General features: G+C 69.7%; 21 protein-coding genes. 13 read left to right on the forward strand and 8 right to left on the reverse strand.

Features of this window, described 5'->3' with window-relative positions:
• Positions 1-231: 231 nt before the first annotated feature.
• The 4 genes from DW307_RS16070 to DW307_RS16085 are packed head-to-tail and all read right to left on the reverse strand — an operon-like array spanning position 232 to position 4,391.
• Positions 232-1,224, reverse strand: a complete 993-nt coding sequence (locus tag DW307_RS16070; protein ID WP_231479847.1) for a hypothetical protein — start codon at positions 1,222-1,224, stop codon at positions 232-234.
• Positions 1,221-2,456, reverse strand: coding sequence for an ATP-binding protein (locus tag DW307_RS16075; protein ID WP_021199683.1), 1,236 nt, complete (start codon positions 2,454-2,456; stop codon positions 1,221-1,223). Before DW307_RS16075 ends, DW307_RS16070 begins: the two co-directional genes overlap by 4 nt.
• Positions 2,446-3,105 (reverse strand): response regulator, encoded by a 660-nt coding sequence (locus tag DW307_RS16080; RefSeq protein ID WP_136025205.1) that lies wholly within the window; start codon positions 3,103-3,105, stop codon positions 2,446-2,448. Before DW307_RS16080 ends, DW307_RS16075 begins: the two co-directional genes overlap by 11 nt.
• Before the next feature lie 41 nt (positions 3,106-3,146).
• Entirely contained in the window at positions 3,147-4,391 is a 1,245-nt protein-coding gene (locus tag DW307_RS16085; protein WP_136025206.1) for a class I SAM-dependent RNA methyltransferase, read from the reverse strand.
• Between the two features lie 23 nt (positions 4,392-4,414).
• Here DW307_RS16085 and DW307_RS16090 point away from each other — a divergent pair, with 23 nt between their 5' ends.
• The gene (locus DW307_RS16090) at positions 4,415-5,053 is read left to right on the forward strand and encodes a Maf family protein (RefSeq protein ID WP_031207282.1); all 639 of its coding nucleotides are present in this window, start codon (positions 4,415-4,417) and stop codon (positions 5,051-5,053) included.
• Positions 5,054-5,131: 78 nt separating this feature from the next.
• Positions 5,132-6,898, forward strand: coding sequence for an acetyl/propionyl/methylcrotonyl-CoA carboxylase subunit alpha (locus tag DW307_RS16095; protein ID WP_021199687.1), 1,767 nt, complete (start codon positions 5,132-5,134; stop codon positions 6,896-6,898).
• 65 nt (positions 6,899-6,963) lie between these two features.
• Here the strand turns inward: DW307_RS16095 and DW307_RS16100 are convergent, their stop codons facing one another.
• Positions 6,964-8,412, reverse strand: coding sequence for an NAD(P)H-quinone dehydrogenase (locus tag DW307_RS16100; RefSeq protein WP_021199688.1), 1,449 nt, complete (start codon positions 8,410-8,412; stop codon positions 6,964-6,966).
• 48 nt (positions 8,413-8,460) lie between these two features.
• On the opposite strand from DW307_RS16100, the gene DW307_RS16105 reads away from it, so the two are divergent.
• From DW307_RS16105 to DW307_RS16115, 3 genes are read left to right on the forward strand one after another with little or no spacing between them, the layout of a single operon-like run.
• Positions 8,461-9,294, forward strand: coding sequence for a purine-nucleoside phosphorylase (locus DW307_RS16105; RefSeq protein WP_021199689.1), 834 nt, complete (start codon positions 8,461-8,463; stop codon positions 9,292-9,294).
• Positions 9,291-10,961, forward strand: a complete 1,671-nt coding sequence (locus DW307_RS16110) for a phospho-sugar mutase (RefSeq protein ID WP_136025207.1) — start codon at positions 9,291-9,293, stop codon at positions 10,959-10,961. The genes DW307_RS16105 and DW307_RS16110 overlap by 4 nt, the downstream gene beginning before the upstream one ends.
• 2 nt (positions 10,962-10,963) lie before the next feature.
• The gene (locus DW307_RS16115; protein WP_029260575.1) at positions 10,964-11,227 is read left to right on the forward strand and encodes an HPr family phosphocarrier protein; all 264 of its coding nucleotides are present in this window, start codon (positions 10,964-10,966) and stop codon (positions 11,225-11,227) included.
• Between the two features lie 11 nt (positions 11,228-11,238).
• Here DW307_RS16115 and DW307_RS16120 read toward each other — a convergent pair whose 3' ends face one another.
• Positions 11,239-13,161, reverse strand: a complete 1,923-nt coding sequence (locus DW307_RS16120) for a BglG family transcription antiterminator (RefSeq protein WP_029265695.1) — start codon at positions 13,159-13,161, stop codon at positions 11,239-11,241.
• A 166-nt stretch (positions 13,162-13,327) separates the two neighbouring features.
• Here DW307_RS16120 and DW307_RS16125 point away from each other — a divergent pair, with 166 nt between their 5' ends.
• From DW307_RS16125 to DW307_RS16160, 8 genes are all read left to right on the forward strand, one after another.
• On the forward strand, positions 13,328-13,645 hold the full coding sequence (locus tag DW307_RS16125) for a PTS sugar transporter subunit IIB (protein ID WP_029260573.1): 318 nt from the start codon (positions 13,328-13,330) through the stop codon (positions 13,643-13,645).
• Complete coding sequence (locus DW307_RS16130) at positions 13,642-13,920, forward strand: HPr family phosphocarrier protein (protein WP_021199694.1); 279 nt, start codon at positions 13,642-13,644, stop codon at positions 13,918-13,920. The genes DW307_RS16125 and DW307_RS16130 overlap by 4 nt, the downstream gene beginning before the upstream one ends.
• Positions 13,917-15,602: a phosphoenolpyruvate--protein phosphotransferase gene (ptsP, locus tag DW307_RS16135; RefSeq protein ID WP_036331196.1), complete on the forward strand. Its 1,686-nt coding sequence runs from the start codon at positions 13,917-13,919 to the stop codon at positions 15,600-15,602. The genes DW307_RS16130 and ptsP overlap by 4 nt, the downstream gene beginning before the upstream one ends.
• The gene (locus DW307_RS16140) at positions 15,599-17,233 is read left to right on the forward strand and encodes a PTS mannitol transporter subunit IICB (protein ID WP_136025208.1); all 1,635 of its coding nucleotides are present in this window, start codon (positions 15,599-15,601) and stop codon (positions 17,231-17,233) included. Before ptsP ends, DW307_RS16140 begins: the two co-directional genes overlap by 4 nt.
• A complete protein-coding gene (locus DW307_RS16145; RefSeq protein WP_029265700.1) occupies positions 17,230-17,664 on the forward strand; it encodes a PTS sugar transporter subunit IIA in 435 nt (144 codons plus the stop codon). The genes DW307_RS16140 and DW307_RS16145 overlap by 4 nt, the downstream gene beginning before the upstream one ends.
• Positions 17,661-18,818, forward strand: a complete 1,158-nt coding sequence (locus DW307_RS16150) for a mannitol-1-phosphate 5-dehydrogenase (protein WP_136025209.1) — start codon at positions 17,661-17,663, stop codon at positions 18,816-18,818. The genes DW307_RS16145 and DW307_RS16150 overlap by 4 nt, the downstream gene beginning before the upstream one ends.
• Before the next feature lie 99 nt (positions 18,819-18,917).
• The gene (locus DW307_RS16155) at positions 18,918-20,210 is read left to right on the forward strand and encodes a flavin-containing monooxygenase (RefSeq protein ID WP_136025210.1); all 1,293 of its coding nucleotides are present in this window, start codon (positions 18,918-18,920) and stop codon (positions 20,208-20,210) included.
• 49 nt (positions 20,211-20,259) lie between these two features.
• Entirely contained in the window at positions 20,260-21,003 is a 744-nt protein-coding gene (locus DW307_RS16160) for an alpha/beta hydrolase (RefSeq protein ID WP_168441051.1), read from the forward strand.
• Positions 21,004-21,006: 3 nt separating this feature from the next.
• On the opposite strand, the gene DW307_RS16165 is transcribed toward DW307_RS16160, so the two are convergent.
• Both DW307_RS16165 and DW307_RS16170 read right to left on the reverse strand, forming a co-directional pair.
• Entirely contained in the window at positions 21,007-21,900 is an 894-nt protein-coding gene (locus DW307_RS16165; protein WP_136025211.1) for a carbohydrate kinase family protein, read from the reverse strand.
• A gap of 37 nt (positions 21,901-21,937) precedes the next feature.
• On the reverse strand, positions 21,938-23,047 hold the full coding sequence (locus DW307_RS16170; protein ID WP_136025212.1) for a polysaccharide deacetylase family protein: 1,110 nt from the start codon (positions 23,045-23,047) through the stop codon (positions 21,938-21,940).

A 23,047-nucleotide genomic window follows, 5' to 3' on the forward strand; every position in this document is an offset into this window, starting at 1 on the left:
ACCCCTCAGACTGAAGAGGACGCTTCGCGTTCGGCTGGTCTCTCTGTCCCAGGGTAGACAGACGCTGATCGGCCACCAGCGGATGGTTTTCGGGTAACTGTCCGCACGGAGAGGGGCAGGCGGATTCGCCGCCCCTCTCCCACTCTCACATCCTCGACTCCGGTCACCTCCCCAGGCCGGGGCCGAGGACGGAGCCGAGGTCGCTCACCGGTCCTGCCGAAAGTTCTTCCGTCAGCGCGGAATCTCGTGCCAGAGGTCGACCGCGTCGTCATCACCCGAGGAGCGGGTGCCCGCGCGGCCCACCACCGTCACGGCGACACGCGGGTCCCGCCCCGAGCGGATGATGAGCCGAGATGTCTGTGCATGACTCAGCACGACCGCCAGTTCGTCCCTGATCGCCTTGCGACGGGACTCGTCTATGCCGTCGAACCCGCCCTCATCGAAGACGGTCACGACCACTCCACGCCGTCGGGCAGCTTCGATCGCGTTGCGTACCGCGTCGTTGAGGAGGTCGGCGCCGCGCAGTTCGTCGCGCAGCCTGCCCTCGGCGAGCCGCGCGTCCAGACGTTCCTGATCGTTCAACACACCTCGCGCCGCGACCACTCTGCTGAGCACCGGACCGGCGACAGCCAGAGCGAACTGCGTGCGCAGACGCCTCTCGCGCTGACGCACCCGCTGCGTGGCATGCCACGCGGACACCGCCTGCTGGATCTCGGCGAGGCGCTCGGTGTCGCGCACCGCACGATCCCAGAACATCACGAGGAGTCGAGCGACGGCCACCCACATGATCGAGCCGACCAGCCCCAGGTTGAGGGCCACGACGAACCCCAGAGCCACCGACGCGGCCAGGACGAGCACCGCCAACACGAGCCAGCCGATCAGAGACCGCCGACGCACCACACACACGACCGCGAGCAGTCCGAGCGCCCCGATGTACCAGGTCGCGAACGGGGCGGTACGATCCGCCGGCTCGAGCGAGAAGGTCACGAGCACGGGAATCGCCATGCTCGCGAGCAGCGCGAGGACCGCCGACCACGTCGGCATCCGCACCGAGGAGCCGTCGCCGAGGATGGCGATGTTCACGACCACGAGATACAGGCCGATGGCGAGGACCATGAGCAGCGGAGCGGTCGGCTGCTCGATCCACCAGATCCCCCGTGCGACGAAGTACAGGGCGAAGCCGACGGCGAGAGAGGTGGCGACGCTGCGCACGGTGCGGTTCACGCGCGCTCCCATCCCAGGGTCACGGTCGTGCCGTGCGCGTCGGAGACGATGTCGGCCGTGCCGGCGACGCCCGCCATACGTGCGAAGATCGACGCCCGGATCCCGAGACGGTCGGCACCGATCGACGCCACGTCGAAGCCGCCGCCGGTGTCCGAAACCGTCACGCCGATCCCCTCGTCGCCGTGCCCCTCGACGATGATGTGGAGTCCACGACCGTTGGCGTGGGACACGGCGTTGCCGATCGCCTGCCGCGCGGCGAGCACGAGTGCGCGAGCGGCCCGCCCGGGTATGAGGCCGATGCCGCCGCGCTCCTCGACGATCGCATCAGCGCCGAGCTCGGACAGGGCTCTACGCAGCTCCACGACGATCTGCGCCGTGCCGACCGGCTCGTCACTGCCCTCCTGCGCGACGGCCGCTTCGGTATTGGCGAGGCGAGTGAGTGCCTCCCGGGCCATGGCGACGGCGAGCTCTTCGGCACGCTCCCCCTCCGCCCGCTCCGCGGCGATCAGCGCGGCGAGGACGCTGTCATGCATCAGTGCGGACATCGTCGCCCGCTCCTCCTCCGCGGCGGCCGCCGCAGCCGCTGTCGAGTACGACGCCACCGCCTGTCCCCTGGCCTCGTCCACGCCGGCGGCGACGGAACGGAACATCCAGCCCAGGGAGATGATGACGACCCCGAGGATGAGGGTGAACGACACGTCGAACGCCGTCGTCACCCAGAACTCGCGCGAGAACTCCCCCTGGACGAGCCGCACGTAGCCGTAGACGAACGGCATCCCCGCCGCCCAGGCGAACTGGAGCGGCAACGGGAACGCGAGCATCGCCGCGACCACGCCGACATTGACCAGGAAGAAGATCCAGGGCTGCTCGCCGGCGCCCTTGTCCGACGGGTCGACGATCGTCGGCCAGGCGGCGAGCGCGAGGACGTAGACCACGGCGAAGATACCGGAGAAGGTGCGCACCCCCCGGCCCACCAGACAAGCGACCAGCATCGCAGCCAACGGCACGAACACCACGATCAGGGTGACGACGTGCGCAGGATCCGCGTGCGAGAGCGACGCCATCGCAGAGATCAGCGCCTGCGCGCCGAGAACCGCCGAGCCGATCGCGACGACGATCGCGAGGATCCGCTCCATGCGTGTGCCGGTGAAGCGCTCGTACGCCGTCTCCGTGCTCCCCGGAGAGGGGATCTTGCTCCACGCGTCGCGGATGCTGAGCGGCTCAGCGGCCACCGGGTGCCTCGTCAGCCGTGACGATCCCGTCTTCCATCGCCCGGCGCAGCAGGTCGACCTTCGTCGGCGCCGGGCGCCCGACCTCGACGTACTTCACGCGGATGCGGGTGATGTTCTCCTTGGCCGTGGAGTAGGCGACACCCAGCTTCTCGGCGACGGCCTTCAACGGCAGCCCCGTCGCATACAGACGGAGCACCTCGCGTTCGCGCGTGGCGAGCTGCGCATCGGCGAACGCCCGGTCTCCCTCGACCGCGCTCGCCCATTCGACGTTGTTGAGAGCCTCGCCTTCCGCCACCGTGCGGATCGCGTCGAGCACGTCGTCGAGGGCGGAGGACTTGCTCACCACGCCGGCGGCCCCGGCGGCGAGCGCCTCGCGCACGGCTGCCGGCCGATCGGCGACGCTGTGGATCACGACGCTCGCGCCGTCGTTGACCAGCGAGGTCACGTTCTCGGTCACGGTCGTGCCGTCGCCGAGGGTGAGGTCGAGGACGACCACCTCGGCAGGTGCGGCCGCGGTGGATTTGCGCCATTCGAGGTAGGAGACCACCGTGCTCCCGGAGAAGACCACGGTCTGCGAATCACGCGCGCACGCGGCCTCGAGGCCGAGGCGAACGGACTCGTGATCGTCGATGAGTGCGACCGTGCTCATCCCCTCAGCCTACTGAGTCCCCCCGAGAAGCCGCGGATCGCTCATCGTGTGAGCAGCGCGACGACTTCGAAGTGGTGCGAGTGCGGGAACAGATCGAAGCCCCGAAGTCGGTCGACGTTCCAACCGAGGGTGCGGAAGGTGCCGAGATCCCGGGCGAGTGCCACGGGGTCGCACGCGACGTACGCGATGGCCTCCGGCGCGAGTGCGTGCACCGCTTCGACGACCTGCCGACCGGCACCGGCGCGGGGCGGGTCGAGCACGACGGCGCCCGTGCGCCCGCTCTTCTGCGTCGCCAGGAAGCGATCGACGCGCGCCGTCACGGCGTTCACTTCGAGCGGCGCGAGATTCGCGGCGGCGTGCGCAGTGGCGCGTGCACTCGACTCGACCGACACGATGTCGGTCCCGCCGAGATCGGCGAGCGTCGCGGCGAACAGGCCGACCCCTCCATACAGGTCGTAGTGCGTCTTCTGGTCGTCGACATGTCCGTCGAGGATTCCGTAGACCGCGGCGTCGAGCACGGAGGCCGCGCGCGGGTGCACCTGCCAGAAACCCGTGGCGTCGACCTCGAATCGACGGTCGTTGACCATCTCGTGGATCACCTCGGGAATGGGACGCTTGCGGAACCCACGCTGCACGCGGGGGGCGCGCTCGGTCTCCTCACGTCGGATGACGCGCACCGTGCCGTCGGCGGGCTCGACGAGTTCGATGCGGCCGGGGGCCTCGCCCCGCAGCGCGAGCGCCGCTTCGGCGATCGCGGGCCTGGCCAGCGGATGCGAGGTCACGGGGACGACGCGGTGGCTGCGTGCGGCGAACGGACCGGCGACTCCCGTGTCGTCGACATGCAGGGTGACGCGTGTGCGCCATCCGAAACCGTCGCCCGATTCCACCGACTCGATCTCGGGGGCGACCAGACCGCTGCCTGCGAAACGCTCCAGCGCCTCGGTCAGCACGCGCTGCTTGAGCTCACGCTGGTGGTCGATGTCGATGTGGCCGAGGTCGGCGCCACCGGGGCGGTCGGCCGGGTCCCGCGACACGTCGGCTTCCGCCCACACGTGCGGGCGGCGGTGCTCCGACGCCTCCAGCACCTCGATGGTCTCGGCCCGCCAGAAGCGGCGGGTCGAGGCGTCCGCCCCCTCCTGCGGGGCGATCAGCCGGGCACGGACCCGCTCTCCGGGGATCGCGTCGGAGACGAAGACCACGCGTCCCTCGTGGCGGGCGATGAACGTGCCCCCGTGCGCGATGCCGGTGATGTCGAGTTCGAGCACGTCGGCTGGGGAGGAAGTCATTCTTCGAGGATACGGTGGTGGACATGCGCGTCTGCCTCGCCTCCACCTCGCCCGCCCGACTCATGCTGCTCCGGCAGGCGGGAATCGAACCGCTCACGGTGTCGCCGGACGTCGATGAGGATGCGGTCGCCGCCGCCGAGGAGGAGAAGCGGGGCGCCCCCCTCGCGCCGGAGGAGCTGGTGCTTCTGCTCGCCCGTGCGAAGGCGGCCGCCGTCGCACGGAGCCTCGCTGCGGACGGGACCTTCGACGGTCTGGTGATCGGGGGGGATTCGATGTTCGCGCTCGGCGGGCGGGTCTACGGCAAGCCGTACACCGCCGAGGAGGCGACCAGGCGCTGGCAGGAGATGCGCGGCGAGACCGGCATCCTGCATTCCGGGCACTCGGTGTTCCGGGTCTCCCCCGACGCCGAGCCTAAAGAGGCCACCGCGGTCGCCGCGGCCGCCGTGACGTTCGCCGACGACGTGAGCGACGCCGAGATCGCCGCGTACGTCGCCTCCGGAGAGCCGCTCCTCGTGGCGGGAGCCTTCACCGTCGACAGCCTGGGCGGGGCGTTCATCACCCGTGTGGACGGCGATCCTTCGACGGTCGTCGGCATGTCCCTGTCGACCGTCCGCCGTCTCGCCACCGAGCTCGGTGTCCGTTGGACCGACCTCTGGTCGTAGACTCCCCTCCACGTTTTCCCGACTTTCTTGTGGGGAGTCGTCAAAGGGATCGGGGTCGTTCTCGCTAGGCTGGCAAGCATGCCTGCTATCGCCAAGGTGCTCATCGCCAACCGCGGCGAGATCGCCGTCCGCATCATCCGCGCCGCCCGCGACTCCGGGATCGCCTCGGTCGCCGTCTACGCCGACCAGGACCGGGATGCCCTGCACACCCGCCTCGCCGACGAGGCCTACGCTCTCGGCGGCTCGACCAGCGCGGAGACCTACCTCCAGATCGAGAAGATCCTCTCCATCGCCCGCCGCGCCGGTGCCGACGCCGTGCACCCCGGCTACGGGTTCCTCGCCGAGAACGCCGAGTTCGCACGCGCGATCATCGAGGCGGGGATGACCTGGATCGGCCCGTCTCCGGAGGCCATCGAGGCTCTCGGGGACAAGGTGACCGCGCGTCACGTCGCGGAGAAGGTCGGCGCGCCTCTCGCTCCCGGCACCCCCGGCCCCGTCGAAGGCGCCGATGAGGTCATCGCCTTCGCGAAGGAGTTCGGCCTCCCGATCGCCATCAAGGCCGCGTACGGCGGCGGCGGACGCGGCCTCAAGGTCGCCCGCGAGCTCGACGAGGTCGCAGAGCTCTTCGAATCCGCCACCCGCGAGGCCGTCGCCGCCTTCGGACGCGGCGAGTGCTTCGTCGAGAAGTACCTCGACAAGCCGCGTCACGTCGAGACCCAGTGTCTGGCCGATGCCGCAGGAAACGTCGTCGTCATCTCGACGCGCGACTGCTCGCTGCAGCGCCGCCACCAGAAGCTCGTCGAAGAGGCACCGGCCCCGTTCCTCACGGAGGAGCAGAACGAGCTGCTCTACTCGGCATCGAAGGCCATCCTGAAGGAGGTCGGATACGTCGGTGCCGGCACCTGCGAGTTCCTCATCGGCGCCGACGGCACGGTCTCATTCCTCGAGGTGAACACGCGCCTGCAGGTCGAGCACCCCGTCTCCGAAGAGGTCACCGGTATCGATCTGGTGCGCGAGCAGTTCCGCATCGCGGCCGGCGGCACCATCGACTACGACGACCCGAAGCCCCAGGGGCACTCGATCGAGTTCCGCATCAACGGCGAGGACCCCGGTCGCGGATTCCTGCCCCAGCCCGGCCCGATCCACGTCTTCAAGACCTTCGGAGGCCCCGGCATCCGTCTCGACTCCGGCGTCACCGCCGGCGACTCGGTGTCCGGCGCCTTCGACTCCCTGCTCGCGAAGATCATCGTGACGGGCAAGGACAGGGCGGAAGCGCTGGAGCGCTCGCGCCGCGCACTCGATGAGTTCGAGGTCGCCGGTCTCCCCACCGTCATCCCGTTCCACCGCAAGGTCGTGCGCGATCCCGCGTTCACGGCGGAGGACGGCGAGTTCGGGATCTTCACCCGCTGGATCGAGACCGAGTTCGTCAACGACATCCCCGCGTGGGACGGGGAGCTCGAAGCACCGACCTCCGCCGAAGCACGTCACACCGTGGTCGTCGAGGTCTCCGGCAAGCGCCTCGAGGTGAGCCTCCCCGACCGCGTCGCCGTCGCCGCCGGCACCGCCGGACGCCCGGCAGCGGTTCCGCCGTCGCGCCGCAGCCACGCCACCACCGCCAACGCCGGGGCCTCGGGCGACGCGGTGAAGTCGCCCATGCAGGCGACCGTCGTCAAGATCGCCGTCGCCGACGGACAGCAGGTCGTCAAGGGCGACCTGGTGGTCGTGCTCGAAGCCATGAAGATGGAGCAGCCGCTGCAGGCGCACAAGGACGGCGTGGTCGGCAACATCAACGCGGATGCCGGCGCCACAGTCTCCGCAGGACACCAGCTGCTCACGATCAGCTGACACCCGGCATCAGCGGAAAGGGCGCCCCACCGAGGTGGGGCGCCCTTTCCGCATCTCTCCCGGGATCAGGAGATGTTCACGAGATGCATCGCCCTGCTCGCATCGGTGATGCTGCTGGAGAGCGAGGGGTATGCCGCGAAGACCCGCGAGACCTGGTCGACCGTGAGACGGCGTTCGACCGCGACCGCGATCGGGTAGATCAGCTCCGATGCCTTCGGCGCCACGATCACGCCGCCGATCACGGTACCCGATCCCTTGCGCGCGATGAGCTTGACGAAGCCATCCTTGATGCCCATCATCTTCGCGCGCGGGTTCGCCGCGAGCGGGAGCTTGTAGACCAGGCCGTCGGCCACACCGTCCTCGACATCCTTCTCGCCGTAGCCGACCGTGGCGATCTCGGGCGCGGTGAAGATGTTCGAGGTGATCTTGATCTGTTCGAGCGGGATGACGATGTCGCCGAGGGCGTGGAAGACGGCCGTGCGCCCCTGCATCGAGGCCACTGAGGCCAGCGGGAAGAAGTTCGTGCAGTCGCCGACCGCGTACACGTTGGGGACGGAGGTGCGCGCGACCCGGTTCACCCGCACGTGTCCCGACTCATCGAGCTCGACACCCGCCTCTTCCAGACCGATGCCCGCGGTGTTCGGGATGGAACCGACCGCCATCAGGCAGTGGCTGCCATCGACCGTGCGCCCGTCCGACAGGGTGACCGTGACCCCGTCATCCGTGACCTCGACGCGGTCGGCACGGGACTTGGAGAGCACCTGCATGCCCCCGCGCTTGAAGACCTTCTCCAGAACGCTCGCCGCATCCTTGTCCTCGCCAGGGAGCACCTGCTCGCGGCTGGAGATCAAGGTCACCTTGGCACCGAGGTTCATGTAGGCGGAGGCGAACTCCGCACCGGTGACACCGGAACCGACCACGATGAGATGCTCGGGGAGCGCCTTCATGTCGTACAGCTGCGTCCACGTCAGGATGCGCTTGCCGTCGGGCTTGGCCGAGTCCAGCTCGCGCGGAGAGGCACCGACCGCCACGATGATCGTGTCGGCCTCGACCCGGTCGAAGTCGGTCCCGCCCTGGCCCGTCGACACGATGATCGCGGTGGGCCCTTCGAGGCGACCGTGACCGGAGAGGATGCGTACGCCGGCTTCGAGGAGCGTCGCACGCATGTCCTCGGACTGCTGACCCGCCAGCGCGAGGAGCCGCTTGTTCACGGCGGCGAGGTTGATCGCGATCTCGGGCTTGAGGGGTCGCGAGTGGTCGCCCTTGGCGTAGAAGTTGACCCCGAGGTCGCTCGCCTCGGAGATGGCGACGGCCGCATCGGCGGTGGCGATCAGGCTCTTCGAGGGCACGACGTCGGTGAGGACGGCGGATCCGCCGACTCCCACGCGCTCGACCAGGGTGACCTCGGCCCCCAACTGGGCTGCCGCGAGGGCCGCCTCGTAGCCGCCGGGACCGCCGCCGAGGACGGCGACGCGCTGAGTGCGCTCGAAAGTGGTGGAAGACATGGAATCCATTCTCGCGCAATCCTGGCACCCGAGCCTGCACCTTCCTAGAGTGGATCCATGCCCGAAACGCACAGCAACCCCCTCGACGACCCGACCGCGAACCCCTTCGAGGTCGCCGCACAGGCCGCCGCCGACATCGCCCGTCTGACCGGCGTCGAGAAGCACGACATCGCCCTCACCCTCGGCAGCGGCTGGGGCAAGGCCGCGGACATCATCGGCGAGACCGTGGCGACGATCCCCGCGACCGAGGTCACCGGCTTCTCCAAGCCCGCGCTCGAAGGACACGTCGGTACGCTGCGCAGCATCCGCACCCCCGACGGCAAGAACGTCCTCGTCATCGGCGCGCGCACCCACTACTACGAAGCCCACGGTGTGCGCCGTGTCGTGCACAGCGTGCGCACCGCCGCCGCGACAGGCGCCAAGATCATGGTGCTCACGAACGGCGCCGGCGGCATCCGCGAGACGTGGACGCCCGGTCAGCCCGTGCTCATCAGCGACCACATCAACCTCACCGCCGACTCTCCGCTCGAGGGCGCCACGTTCGTCGACCTCACCGACCTCTACTCGAAGCGTCTGCGCGAGATCGCCCGGACGATCGACCCGATGCTCGACGAGGGCGTCTACACGCAGTTCCGCGGCCCCCACTACGAGACGCCGGCGGAGGTGCAGATGGCGAAGCACATCGGTGGCCACATCGTGGGCATGTCGACCGCGCTCGAGGCGATCGCCGCCCGCGAGGCCGGCATGGAGATCCTCGGGTTCTCGCTCATCACCAACCTCGCCGCCGGCATCCAGCAGACACCGCTCAGCCATGCCGAGGTGATCGAGGCCGGGCGCGAGGCCGAACCGGTGATCTCCGCGCTTCTGGCCAGGGTGGTCGAGGCCCTGTGAGCGACGAGCGGCTCGCCCAGGCCCGCGCCTGGTTGCGACAGGACCCGGATCCGCAGACGCGCGACGAGCTGGCCGGCGTGATCACACGTGCGGCCGCCGGCGACCGAGAGGCCGTCGCCGACCTCGACGACCGCTTCCGCACGCGCCTCGCCTTCGGAACCGCGGGTCTCCGCGGCGAACTCGGCGCCGGCAGCAACCGGATGAACCGGGTTCTCGTCGGCCAGGCCGCAGCCGGCTTCGCCGCCTACCTGCGCGAGAAGTCGCACGGCGCGACCCCGACGGTCGTGATCGGCTACGACGGGCGCCGGAACTCCCGCGTGTTCGCGACGGACTCCGCCGAGCTGTTCGCCGGAGCCGGTCTGCGGGCGATCCTGCTTCCCCGCCTGCTCCCGACGCCCGTCCTCGCCTTCGCCGTGCGCCACTTCGGCGCCGATGCCGGCGTGATGGTGACGGCGAGTCACAACCCGCCGAACGACAACGGTTACAAGGTGTACCTCGGTGGCGCCGACCAGGGATCCCAGATCGTCGCCCCGGCGGACGCCGAGATCGCCGCGCACATCCAGCGCATCGCCGACGAGGGCTCCATCACCGCGTTGCCGCGCTCCACCGAGTATGAGACGGCCGGCGAAGAGGTCGTCGAAGCCTACATCGCGGCAACCGTGGCCGTGGCGCCAGCACCCGCCGGGACGACCGGGATGCGGTGGGTGTACACCGCGATGCACGGGGTCGGCTGGGAGACGCTGTCCCGCATCGTCAAGGAAGCGGGATACCCGCAGCCGTTCGTCGTCGACGAGCAGCTCACCCCCGACGCCACGTTCCGCACCGTGTCGTTCCCGAATCCGGAAGAACCGGGGGCGATGGATCTCGCGTTCGCGCGCGCCCGACGAGTGAAGGCCGACTTCATCCTGGCGAACGACCCCGATGCGGATCGACTGGCCGTCGCGGTCCCCGACGACTCCGCCCCCGACGGCTGGCGTCGTCTCACCGGCAACGAGGTCGGTCTCCTGCTCGGCGCGAGAGCCGCACGCGCGGCGGCCGGCACACCGGGCGCCTCGCTCGCGTGCTCTCTCGTCTCTTCCCCCGGCCTCGGCGCCGTCGCCGCGCATCACGGGTTGGACTTCCACGAGACCCTCACCGGCTTCAAATGGATCTCCCGGGCACCGGGTATCGTCTTCGGCTTCGAAGAGGCTCTCGGCTACCTCGTGAATCCGGAGACCGTGCGCGACAAGGACGGGGTGTCGGCGGCCGTCGCCATCCTCGGCCTCGCCGCCGAGGCCCGCGATCGCGGAGCCACGCTCGTCGATCTGCTCGACGAGCTGGGTGAGACGTACGGGCATTTCGCGAGCGGTCAGGTGTCGGTGCGGGTCGAGGACCTCGCCGTCATCGGCTCCGTGATGCTCGCGCTACGCACACTCCCGCCGACGCACATCGGCGGCCGATCGATCGCCTCGGCCGAGGACCTGCTGCAGGCCGCACCGGGTCAGCCCTCCGGAGACGTGCTGCGGTACCGTCTCGGCGACGGCTCCCGTGTGATCGTGCGCCCCAGCGGGACCGAGCCCAAGCTGAAGGTCTACATCGATGCGAGCGCGGAGTCGGCCGAGAGCGCACGTGACGCCGTCGCGGAGCTCGAAGCGGGCGTCCGCGCCCTCCTCGACGAACGCTCCTGAGCATGCCGGTCCGACGCCTCATCGTCAGCGCGCACAACGGGGTTCACGCGCGTCCGGTGGCCGAGCTCGTGCGACTCGCGCAGTCGCACGAGGCTCCGGTCACCCTGCGCACGGCCGACGGCACGACCGTCGATCTGACGAGCGTGCTGGCGGTCATGGACCTGGGGATCGCCTCCGGGGACTCCGTGGTGATCGAGACGGCGCCCTCCGCGACGGCGGAGGCCGTTCTCGACCAGCTCGCGGAGGTACTCGCTCCCCGCGGGTGACCGCTGCGCCGTCAGCCGTCGATCACAGCGACGAGCTCATCGAGGAACGCCTCGAACGTCGTTCCCTTCCGGACGATCCGCTGCACGCTCTCGCGTTCGCTGAACACTTCGACGAGCTGTTCGAACACGGTCTGGAACGCCGCACGATCGCTCTCGCTGAACGCGGCGAGCGCGACGACCTGCACGCGTCCGCCGCCCCAGGCCGCTGAGCCGTCCGCGACGCCGATGGCGATCGCGGTGCGGGTGGCGGTCATCTGGAGTGCGTGGGGGACGGCGAGTGCATCGGTGAACGCCGTCGACGACATCCGCTCGCGCACGATGGTGTTCTCGACGTAGTCCTCGCCGATCAGGCCGGCCTGCACCAGGAGACCGCCGAGACGACGGATGATCGCCTCCTCCCCCTCATCGGGAAGCGGGAACACGTACGCGTCGGCGAGGAAGTAGCGGGCGAGTTCGCCACGGAGGCGCGTGAGACGTCGCCCCCGGCGCACCCGGGCGGCCGCCTGCTGGATCCGGTCGACGTCGGCGTCGGTCAGGAACGGCTGGATGCGCACGAATCGGTCGCCGGACGACCCCGGTTCGATCGTGCTGAGCACGAGGTCGGTGTCGAAGGACGCCCAGTCGGGATCGACGTTGGTCACGACGGTCGTGACCTCGATCGCCGACCCCAGGGAGCGGTCGACGCTGGAGCGGAGCAGCTCATGCAACTCGTGATAGCCCGGGCAGACGATGGTGGCGGTGAGGATCGACTCGGCCTTGCGGCTGCGTTCGAGACGCCCACCCACGTGCATGGCGATGTAGGCGATCTCGTCGTCGTGGATGGGTGTGCCGACCCGGTCGTGCAGGCCGCTGGCGATCGAGACGGCCACCTCGAAGATCATCGGGTACGTCGTCTTCAGCGACCGGGTGAGCGGATTGCGGGTGAGGGCGCTCTCTTCGGCGCGGCGCAGCAGATTCTGCACGTGCAGGGCGAGACGCAGCACGAAGGTCTCGTCGACGAGGTCGACCTGGAAGTCCTCCGCCGCTCGGGCGATCTCCGCGCGTACCGCGGCCTCGACTTTCGGATCCACGCCGCTGCGTGCGACCTCACGCGTCGCGTCCTCGCCCGGCGCGACGATGCGGGTGAGCACGAGGGATGCGAGATGACCGCTGTCCCCCTCGCCGAGGACCACGGAGAAATGCTCGAAGGCGAGGCGGGCGATGACGGTCCCGACGCGCGGGATCTCCTCTCGGGTGCCCGCCGGGGTCGATTCGAGGGTGTGTCCAGCGGCGACCCGCTCGGCGGCGATCGCGATGTGCAGCAGCACATCGGAGATCGCGAGTTCGTTCACGTAGTAGCCGAGTTCGCCGAGTTCGCGCACGAGCGCGGACTTGAACGGCCCGACCGCGCTGGCGGCCACCGCCGATCCGGAGAGCGCCCGACGGAACGTCTCCGGATGGAACGAGGCGTCGTCCATCTCGTCGTGGGCGAGTCTGCTGAGCAGGCGGCGCTGCGCCGTCTCGTTGCCGCGCAGTCGCACGGTCTCGCGCTCGCGCTCGAGCACCAGATCCGTGCCGTCGAGCAGACCCCGCACGCGCACCAGGTCCGCTTCGAGCGTCGCTTCACTGACGTGCAGATCCTCGGCGGTGTCGAACACGTCGATGCCTCCGTGCTCGTCGAGCAGGAGCCGCACAAGCGTGTGCAGACGGTCGCGGGGTGCGGAATCCCCCGTCTGGCGCATCCGCAGCGCGCCACGGGCGCCGGATCCGGCACGGTAGCCCGCAGGACCCGACTCGATCACCGCGGCCCCGGGCGTGCGGGCGTTCAGCGCCGCGACATAGGAGCGGATGCTGCGCGGGGTGACGCCCATCAGGTCGGCGAGGCTCGCCGCCGTCGCCCACCCCTCCTGGCGCAGCAACGCCGCGAGGAGCTGGTCCTGGCGCTGGCGCGACATGATCCTCCCCTTCCGCGTGCTGACCGCACTGTCTCGACGTGTTCTCCATGATGTCAGGTGCCCGGCGCCCTCGGGCGGAAGGGCCTGTTCCGCAGGGGCGGAAAGGAACGTGTTGGCGCGCACCCCTCCACCGTTCCCAGACTGTTCTCAGGAAGGGTGGGCATCGATGAGGATTCTCGTGGTGTGCGGTGCGGGAGCATCGAGCACGTTCGTCGCGCAGCGGCTCCGCCGTGCGGCAGCCGCGGCCGGTCTCGATTGGGACGCGGCGGCCGGTATGGAGAGCTCCGTCGCCGGATCCGACCATGACCTCGTCCTCGTCGGCCCTCATCTGAGCGACCGCCTCGACGCCATCCGCGAAGGTGCGAGCGCGCCCGTCGCGGTGCTTCCGGACGACGTCTTCGCCGATCTCGACGGCTCGCGCACGCTCGACCTCGCCCGATCGATCCTCGCCGCCGCCGGCGAAACCCCGAAAGGAACATCATGACCGCCACCCGCACCGTTCGGATCGGCTCCTCGCACGGATTGCACGCCCGCCCCGCGAAGCTCTTCGCGCAGGCCGCGAAGGATTCCGGCATCGCCGTGACGATCGCCAAGGACTCGGGCAAGCCGGTCAACGCGGCGAGCATCCTCGGGGTCATCGCCCTGGCCGTCGAGCACGGCGACTACGTGACGCTCACGGCCGACGGCGAAGGCGCCGAGAACGTGCTCGACACGCTCACCGAACTCCTCACCACCGACCACGATCAGGACTCCGCATGAGCGAGCTCCGGGGAGTGGGGATCGGTCTCGGGGTCGCCCAGGGCCCGATCGTCCGCATGGCCGAGGCGATGCCCGCTCCGGAGAACACGCCCAGCACCGCGGGCGCGGACGTCGAACGCGCCCGAGTCCGCGACGCCGTCTCCACCGTTGCGAACGAGCTGAACGAACGGGGCGAAGCCGCCGGCGGATCCGCGCAGGAGGTGCTCGAGGCGCAGGCCATGATCGCCGAGGACCCGACTCTCCAGGACGAGGTCGACACCCGGATCGACGCGGGTGCGACGGCCGAATGGGCTGTGCACGATGCGTTCGCCGGATTCCGCGCCACGCTCGAAGCCGTCGGCGGCTACCTCGGCGAGCGCGCAGCCGACCTCGACGACATCGCGCAGCGCGTGCTCGCCCGCCTCCGCGGCGTCGACGCCCCCGGCGTTCCGAACCCGGGACACCCGTTCGTCCTGGTCGCGCGCGACCTCGCCCCCGCCGACACGGCGCTCCTCGATCTGGACCAGGTGCTCGCGCTGATCACCACCGATGGCGGCCCGACATCCCACACCGCGATCCTCGCGCGGGAGAAAGGCATCGTCGCGATCGTCGGGGTCGCCGACGGCGAGATGCTCACCACCGGCGAGACCGTGATCGTCGACGCGGCCAGCGGCGTCGTCACACGCGAACCGACGGATGACGAGAAGGCCCGAGCCACGGAGCGCGCAGCCGCTCGCCAGTCGGCCGACGCGGCCCCACCCACTCCCGGCGCTCTCGCCGACGGCACGCCTGTCGCGCTGCTCGCGAATCTGGGGAAGCCTGCAGACGCGGCCGATGCGGTCGTTCGGGGGGCCGAGGGCGTCGGGCTGTTCCGCACCGAGTTCCTGTTCCTGTCCTCGGCGCAGGCACCCACCATCGCGCAGCAGCGCGAGTCGTATCGCGAACTGCTGGCGGCGTTCCCCGGCAAGAAGGTCGTGGTCCGGATGCTGGATGCGGGCGCCGACAAGCCGCTGGCGTTCCTCAACGACGCGCACGAGGAGAACCCGGCTCTCGGTCTTCGGGGCCTGCGGGCGCTGCGGGCGAGCGAGGACATCCTGCGCGAGCAGCTCACCGCGCTTGCGGAAGCCGACGCCCAGACGGAGGCGGACCTCTGGGTGATGGCCCCCATGGTGGCGACGGTCGAGGAGACGATCTACTTCACCGGCCTCGCTCGGGAATACGGGCTGAAGACCGCCGGCGTCATGGTCGAGATCCCGGCGAGCGCCCTGCTCGCCGACCGCGTGCTCGCCCATGCGGACTTCGCGTCGATCGGTACCAACGACCTCACGCAGTACACGATGGCTGCCGACCGCATGCTCGGCTCGGTCGCCGGCTTCCAGGACCCCTGGCACCCCGCCGTCCTGCGCCTGGTGCGCGAGGTCGGCGATGCGGGCGCACGTCTCGGCAAGCCCGTCGGGATCTGCGGCGAGGCCGCGGCCGACCCTCTCCTCGCCGTGGTGCTGGTCGGGCTCGGCGCGACCAGCCTCTCGATGGCACCGTCGGCCCTCGCCGACGTACGACACGCGCTGTCCGAGCGCACCCCGTCCGAGGCGCGGAGCCTCGCCCAGGCCGCCCTGGCTGCCGACGATGCCTCCTCCGCCCGAACCGCCGTGGCGACGCTCGCCGCGGAACTCCCCCTCCACAAGAAAGAGACGACATCATGACGACGACGTCACCTGCCGCCACCAGACCCGGCGGCCTCCGCGTAGGAGTGCAGCGCTTCGGCACATTCCTCTCGGGCATGATCATGCCCAACATCGCGGCCTTCATCGCCTGGGGCTTCATCACGATGCTCTTCATCCCGGCCGGGTTCTTCGGCGCGGACAGCCCGTTCGGCTGGCACTGGGCCGGCGTGTCCGAGATCATCGGCGGGGGCGGCGACTCCGCCATCATCGGGTGGCAGGGTGCCATGACCGCGGTCGCCGAGGGTGACAACGGGAACATCCTCGCCTACGTCGGCCTCGTCGGACCGATGGTCACGTACCTGCTTCCGCTGCTGATCGCGAACACGGCCGGCCGCATGGTCTACGGCGAGCGCGGCGGTGTGGTGGCCACCATCGCCACCGTCGGTGTGATCGTCGGCACCAACATCCCGATGTTCCTGGGCGCCATGATCATGGGCCCGATCGCCGCGTGGATCACCAAGCAGATGGACCGGCTGTGGGAAGGCAAGATCCGCCCCGGTTTCGAGATGCTGGTGAACAACTTCTCCGCCGGCATCCTCGGAATGATCCTCGCGATCGTCGGCTTCTTCGCCTTCGGCCCCGTCATGCTCGGCATCAGCGCGGCGCTCGGCTCCGCGGTCCACTGGCTCGTCACGCTGCAGTTGCTGCCGCTGGTGTCGATCATCGTCGAGCCGGCGAAGGTGCTGTTCCTGAACAACGCCATCAACCACGGCGTCTTCACCCCGCTCGGGATCGAGCAGGCGGCGGAGACCGGCAAGTCGATCCTCTTCCTCATCGAAGCGAACCCCGGCCCCGGCCTCGGACTGCTGCTCGCCTTCACGTTCTTCGGCGTCGGCGCGGCGAAGGCCTCCGCACCGGGTGCGGCGATCATCCAGTTCTTCGGCGGCATCCACGAGATCTACTTCCCGTACGCGCTGAGCAAGCCGACCACGATCCTCGCGCTCATCGCGGGTGGCGCGGCCGGAGTCACCACGAACATGGTGCTCGGCGGCGGTCTGGCATTCCCGGCCGCACCGGGGAGCATCATCGCCGTGACCGCGGCCGCCATCGGACCCGGCGTCGGCAACCTGCTGGTCGTGTACCTGTCGGTGATCATCGCCGCCACCGTCACCTTCCTCATCACCGGTGTGATCCTGCGGGCCTCCCGCAAGCGCGATCTGGAGGCCGAGGGTGACACCTTCGGTGCCGCGATCGCCCAGACCGAGGCGAACAAGGGCAAGTCGTCGGCCGCGATGGACGCGCTGCGCACGTCGACCGCGACCTCATCCCCCGAGGCGGCTGCCGCCGCGAGCACGACGGTGATCGCCGCCGCGCCGATCGAGCGCATCGTGTTCGCGTGCGACGCCGGCATGGGCTCATCCGCCATGGGCGCCAGTGTGCTGCGCAACAAGCTGAAGAAGGCCGGCATCGAGGACATCACGGTCACCAACGAGGCGATCGCGAACCTCGACGGAACGGCCGACGTGGTGATCACGCAGCAGCAGCTCACCGAGCGCGCCGAAGCGAAGTCGCCGAACTCGGTCCACGTGTCGGTCGACAACTTCATGAACTCGCCCAAGTACGAAGAGGTCGTCGAGATGGTGCGTGAACAGCGAAAGGAAAACGAATGAGTGTTCTCACCCCCGAACAGGTCCGCATCCACCCCGGAGGGGCGTCGCGCGACGAGGCCCTCCAGGAGGCGACCGACATCCTGGTCGCGGCCGGAGCCGTCACCCCGGCCTACGTCGACGCGATGCGGCAGCGCGAGGAGACCGTCTCGACCTTCATGGGGAACGGGCTGGCGATTCCGCACGGCACCAACGACGCGAAGGACACGATCCTCGCGTCCGCCCTGTCGGTGGTCCGCTACGACGGCGGTGTCGACTGGTCCGGTGACCCTGCGACGTTCGTGATCGGCATCGCCGGCGTGGGTGACGAGCACCTGGAGATCCTCTCCCGGATCGCGATCCTGTTCTCCGAGGAGGACGACGTGGCCCGGCTCTCCGCTGCGCAGACCCCGGAGGAGCTCTACGCCCTCCTCTCGGAGGTGAACGAGGGATGAAGGCGGTCCACTTCGGGGCGGGCAACATCGGGCGCGGATTCGTCGGTCTGCTGCTGCGCGAGGGCGGGTACGAGGTCGTCTTCTCGGACGTCGCCAACGCGCTGGTCGACGCGATCAACGCGGTCGACTCGTACACCGTGCACGAGGCCGGCCCCGGAGGGACCGATCACGTCGTCACCGGATTCCGTGCCGTGAACAGCCGGACGGACCCCGCCGCAGTGGCGGAAGAGGTGGCGTCGGCCGACGTCGTCACCACCGCCGTCGGACCGACGGTGCTGCGGTTCGTGGCCCCGTCGATCGTCGCGGGACTGGCCCTGCGCTCCCCCGCCGCCGCACCGCTGCAGGTGATGGCATGCGAGAACGCGATCGGCGCCACCGACCTGCTGCGCCGCGAGATCGTCGCCGCAGCAGGAGCCGATGCCGAGACGCTGCTGACCAGAGCGGTCTTCGCGAACACCGCCGTGGATCGCATCGTGCCGGCGCAGCCGGAGGGATCGGGCGTCGACGTGACGGTCGAGCCCTACTTCGAATGGGCGATCGAGTCGGGACCGTTCGGCGGAGAGCTGCCGAGAATCCCCGGCGCGCACTTCGTCGACGACCTGGCGCCGTACATCGAGCGCAAGCTGTTCACCGTGAACACGGGGCATGCGGCAACGGCATACTTCGGGGCCCGTGCGGGCATCGAGCGCATCTCGGATGCCCTGGCCGATCCGACGATCGCCGCGAGCGTCTCGGCTGCCCTCGAAGAGACGTCGGCCGTGCTGGTCGCCGAGCACGGCTTGGACCCGGAGGATCTCGCCGCCTATCGCGCGAAGATCCTCGACCGGTTCCGCAACCCCGCACTCGTCGACACCGTGCAGCGGGTCGGACGTCAGCCGCTGCGCAAGATCTCGCGTCACGAGCGGTTCGTGGGCCCCGCAGCCATGGCCGCGGAGCGCGGACTGTCCACCGAGGCCCTGGTCGCCGCCGTCTCGGCAGCGCTCGAGTTCGACGACCCGGCCGACGAGCAGTCGGTCGAGCTGCAGCAGCTGCTGCGCGCGGAGGACGCCGCAGGGTTCACCACGCGGACGACGGGCCTCGACCCCGAGCATCCGCTGTTCCCGCTGATCCGGGATGCCGTCAACGCCCGCCAGCAGCACATCGAGAGGGCCTGAGCCGCGACCCGTCGACGCCCCCGCCTGCCGATACGATCGGTGGGCGGGGGCGTTTCGCGCACGACGAGGTGCGAGAACACACAGGTATCCGGGAGCCACATGAACAGATATGCCGTGATCGGCGCTGGTCCGTCCGGCCTCGCCGCAGCGCGCGCCCTGCAGAAGCGCGGGATCTCCGTGGACGGATACGAGGCCTCGCACGGCGTCGGCGGGCTGTGGGACATCAGCAATCCCCGCAGCACGATGTACGAGTCCGCGCATCTCATCTCCTCCCGCACGACGACCGAGTTCACCGAGTTCCCCATGCGGTCCCGGGTCGACTACCCCGGACACCGGGCACTCAAGGACTACTTCGACGACTATGCCCGGCACTTCGGGCTCGCCGACCTCTTCCTCTTCGACACGCGGGTCGCGCGTCTCGAGCCGCGCGACGGCGGCTGGGATCTGACCAGTTCCGGCCCCAGGGGAGACGAGACGCACTGGTACGCGGGCGTCGTTCTCGCGAACGGGACGCTCGCCGAGCCGAACATCCCGGCATTCCCTGGTGAGTTCACCGGCGAACTGCTGCATACACACGCGTACAAGTCGCCCGAGCAGCTCAAGGACCGGCGCGTGCTGCTGATCGGCGCGGGCAACTCCGGCTGCGATATCGCGGTCGACGCCGTGCATCATGCGGTATCCGTCGACATGAGCGTCCGCCGCGGGTACTACTTCGTTCCGCGGTATCTGTTCGGCAGGGCGAGCGACACTCTCAACCAGGGGCGACCGCTCCCCGCGCGCATCAAGCAGGCCATCGACAGTCGTGTGCTGCGGGCCTTCACCGGCGACCCCGTGCGGTTCGGGTTCCCGAAGCCCGACTACCGCATCTACGAGTCGCACCCGATCGTGAACACCATGGTCCTGAACCACCTCGGGCAGGGCGATCTGCGCATCCGTCCCGACGTCTCGCGCTTCGACGGCGCGAGCGTGCACTTCCGTGACGGCAGCGCCGACGACTACGACCTCGTGCTGCTCGCCACCGGCTACACCCTCGACTATCCGTTCGTCGACCGCGAGCACCTGCACTGGCGCGGTGCCGCGCCGCGGCTGTTCCTGAACGTCTTCCCCGCCTCGTTCAACGGCCTCTACGTGATGGGCATGATCGAGGCCTCGGGCATCGGCTGGCAGGGCCGCTACGAGCAGGCGGAGCTGCTCGCGGCCTACCTGAACGCGGTCGAGCAGGATCCGGAGCGCGCGTCGCGATTCCGCGATCGTGTGACCGGAAGCCCCTGGCCCGATGTGACCGGCGGCTACCGCTACCTGGGCCTGGATCGGATGGCCTACTACGTCAACAAGGACGCCTACCGCGGTGCCGTCCGGAACGAGAAGCGCATTCTGGAGTCACGGGCGTAGCACCCCTCGGTGACGAGCGACCGTCGACCGGGCGGAGTAGCGTTGTCTCGTGCAGAAGAAGCCCCGCCGGATCCTGAAGCGCGTGCTGTGGAGCGTCGCGATCGTGCTGGTCGTCGCCGTCGGCGGGGTGCTCGCCTGGACCCAGATCGGCGTCATGGCCGCGGAGCCGGAGCCGCTCGCCTCGGTGCGGGAGAACCCGGCCATCACCGTGACCGATGCCGACCAGGGCATCGTGCTCGCCCCCGCCGACGGGAGATCGGACCTCGGCCTCGTCTTCATCCCCGGGGCCAAGGTGGATCCGTGGGCGTATGCCGCGATCCTGCAGGGGCTGGCCGAAGAGGGGATCACGGTCGTGATCACACGCCCGTGGCTGAACCTGGCGTTCTTCGACCCGCGCGGACTCGACGCCTTCACCTCGGCGGCCCCCGACATCGATGTCTGGGGCGTCGGCGGGCACTCCCTGGGCGGCGTGCGTGCATGCCAGCTCGCGGACGACGCCGATGCGCTCGTCCTGTTCGCCTCCTACTGCGCGAACGATCTCTCCGGCAGTGGGCTTCCCGTCCTCAGCCTGTCCGGCAGCGAAGACGGGCTGTCCACCCCCGAGAAGATCGCCGATGCGCGCGATCAGCTGCCCGCCGATGCCGACATGGTCGAGATCGAAGGGGCGTCGCACGCGTCCTTCGGCGACTACGGACCGCAGGACGGCGACGGCACTCCGACGATCTCCCGCGACGAGATGCACGCGGAGGTCACGCGTCTGACCGACGAGTTCCTCGCACCGCTCTCGCCCTGAGCGTCACCTCCCCACGGCCCCGAGGACCGGGTCGAGCAGCGGATGGAGGTGCCGGGTGCGCAGGACCGCCGCCGCCGAACGCGCCCCCGCCTCGAGCGCAGTGGTGACGCCCGCCCCGTCGAGCCGCGCGTCGAGCACGCCCGCGAGGAACGCATCACCCGCGCCGTTCGTGTCGACGACCTCGACGGGCACCGCAGGAACCCGATGCACCACGCCGTGCTCGTCGACCGCCACGGCCCCCTCCGCTCCCAGGGTGCACACGGCCAGGCGCGCTCCCGCCGCGATGCGGGACTGCAGGAACACGACCGGGTCGTCCAGCCGGTCGGCGTTGCAGAACACCGCATCAGCGGCGTCGAGGAACGGCTGGTGGTAGTGCGCCCTGCCGTCGTAGTCGTGCACATCCACCCAGATCGGCGTGCCGGTCGATCGGGCGAGAGGCAGCAGGCGCAGGGGTTCCGCGGCGAGGTCGAGCACGACCGCATCGGCAGCGACCATCCGGTCGCGCATCCGGTCGTCGCGCGTGCCCTCGGCCGTGCTCGGGGTCGACAGGTACAGCGAGACGCGACCGCCTTCACGCGTCATCAGGTTCAGATGCCGTTCGGTGACCCCGTCGTCCCAGGAGGTCTGCACGCCGGCGGCGCGCAGTGCGTCGCGCACGCGCCCGCCCTCCGCATCCGTCCCGGAGATGGCATGCAGCCGTGTGGTCCGGCCCAGCGCGGTCAGGCTGAGCGCCTTGCCCGCGCTGGTCCCTCCGACCGTCTCCCACGTGTCCTCGGCGAACTGCATGTGCGGCACCGGCTCAGGAAGCCGATCCAGCACGATGATCGTGTTCCACGATGCCGGCCCGACGATGACGACGGAGGCGGATTCCGCTGCGGACTCTGAGGAGGAGGGCATGGGACCATCCTGCCGTGCCTCGTCTCGGCCGTCTCCTTCAGCCGATGCGCGACACCAGCGCGTCCAGCCCCATGCCGTAGTCGATGCGCACGACGGGAAGGGCGAGCTTGTCGGTGCCGACCTTCACATATCCGGGCTCGATGGTGCGACCCATCTCGTAGCCGGCCTGGGCGACGCCCTGCTTGGTGGTGTCGTTGTAATGCCCGTACGGATACGCCACGACCTGGCCCACACCGAGGATCTGAGCCGACGTCGTCAGGTCTGCCGCGATCTGATCGGCCGTCCAGTTGACCATCCGCCCCTTGCCGTTGTCGCCCGCCTGGTGCATGTCATGCGTGTGCGAGCGGCGCTGCACGTAGATGGACGGCGCCGGGTCCTGCCGAGCGGCCGTGATCATGAACGACGTGCTGAGCAGCTTGTACTTGTCGACGACCGGCACCGCGAGATCGAACCACGACTGGTCGGCGTCGTCATCGGTGATGATCACGCTCTTCGCAGGAAGCGAGAGCCGCCCGTCGATGAAGGCGCTGAGCTCGTCCCAGGTGGGCAGGTAGAAGCCCGTCGTCGCGATGTGGTTCATCTGTGCATCGAAGTCACCGATGTAGGCGTAGTTGCCGCGCAGCCAGCCCTTCTCCCCCTCGGGGTTCGCCGTGAACTGGTGATACATGAGGATGGGCACTCGCACGTTCTCCGCGGCGTTCTCCTCCGGCGTCTTCCAGGCGGCGAAGAGCTCGACCTGCTGGTCCGTGCACACCACGGGGTCGGCGCCGTTCACGCGGGCCGCGACCGTCAACGCTCCGGCGTCCGCCGCCGTCGCGTACCAGCCGGCGAACACCCGACCCTCCAGCTGCGGGATCGGAAGGCCCTGGTACAGGGCGTCCTGGAACTGCAGCATCGGGTCGGCAGGAGCCCCGTCGCCCGAGAAGGTCACCGCACAGGCGCGCGGATCGTTCGCATCCGCCACGATCTGCTCCGCCGGCGTCAGCGGATGCTCGATCGTGGCGGACTGCGCCTTCGGAATCGTGTTCTCCTGCGCACGGTTCAGCCAGACGAAGGCGGCAGCGCCACCTCCGACGACGACGGCGGTCACGACGGCGCTGACGATGATCGCGGCGCGCGTGCGGCGCTTCTTCCCCCCGGAAGCCAT

Source organism: Microbacterium sp. K27 (genome assembly GCF_004794435.1).
In the GTDB taxonomy this organism is placed as follows: Bacteria; Actinomycetota; Actinomycetes; order Actinomycetales; family Microbacteriaceae; genus Microbacterium; species Microbacterium maritypicum_A.

Coding starts and splice junctions, on each gene's coding strand:
- DW307_RS16125 (WP_029260573.1), top strand. CDS start 13,328: ATGAGGATTCTCGTGGTGTGCGGTGCGGGAGCATCGAGCACGTTCGTC.
- ptsP (WP_036331196.1), top strand. CDS start 13,917: ATGAGCGAGCTCCGGGGAGTGGGGATCGGTCTCGGGGTCGCCCAGGGC.
- DW307_RS16140 (WP_136025208.1), top strand. CDS start 15,599: ATGACGACGACGTCACCTGCCGCCACCAGACCCGGCGGCCTCCGCGTA.
- DW307_RS16170 (WP_136025212.1), bottom strand. CDS start 23,047: ATGGCTTCCGGGGGGAAGAAGCGCCGCACGCGCGCCGCGATCATCGTC.
- DW307_RS16155 (WP_136025210.1), top strand. CDS start 18,918: ATGAACAGATATGCCGTGATCGGCGCTGGTCCGTCCGGCCTCGCCGCA.
- DW307_RS16165 (WP_136025211.1), bottom strand. CDS start 21,900: ATGCCCTCCTCCTCAGAGTCCGCAGCGGAATCCGCCTCCGTCGTCATC.
- DW307_RS16145 (WP_029265700.1), top strand. CDS start 17,230: ATGAGTGTTCTCACCCCCGAACAGGTCCGCATCCACCCCGGAGGGGCG.
- DW307_RS16100 (WP_021199688.1), bottom strand. CDS start 8,412: ATGGATTCCATGTCTTCCACCACTTTCGAGCGCACTCAGCGCGTCGCC.
- DW307_RS16115 (WP_029260575.1), top strand. CDS start 10,964: ATGCCGGTCCGACGCCTCATCGTCAGCGCGCACAACGGGGTTCACGCG.
- DW307_RS16095 (WP_021199687.1), top strand. CDS start 5,132: ATGCCTGCTATCGCCAAGGTGCTCATCGCCAACCGCGGCGAGATCGCC.
- DW307_RS16090 (WP_031207282.1), top strand. CDS start 4,415: ATGCGCGTCTGCCTCGCCTCCACCTCGCCCGCCCGACTCATGCTGCTC.
- DW307_RS16150 (WP_136025209.1), top strand. CDS start 17,661: ATGAAGGCGGTCCACTTCGGGGCGGGCAACATCGGGCGCGGATTCGTC.
- DW307_RS16130 (WP_021199694.1), top strand. CDS start 13,642: ATGACCGCCACCCGCACCGTTCGGATCGGCTCCTCGCACGGATTGCAC.
- DW307_RS16120 (WP_029265695.1), bottom strand. CDS start 13,161: ATGTCGCGCCAGCGCCAGGACCAGCTCCTCGCGGCGTTGCTGCGCCAG.
- DW307_RS16080 (WP_136025205.1), bottom strand. CDS start 3,105: ATGAGCACGGTCGCACTCATCGACGATCACGAGTCCGTTCGCCTCGGC.
- DW307_RS16105 (WP_021199689.1), top strand. CDS start 8,461: ATGCCCGAAACGCACAGCAACCCCCTCGACGACCCGACCGCGAACCCC.
- DW307_RS16085 (WP_136025206.1), bottom strand. CDS start 4,391: ATGACTTCCTCCCCAGCCGACGTGCTCGAACTCGACATCACCGGCATC.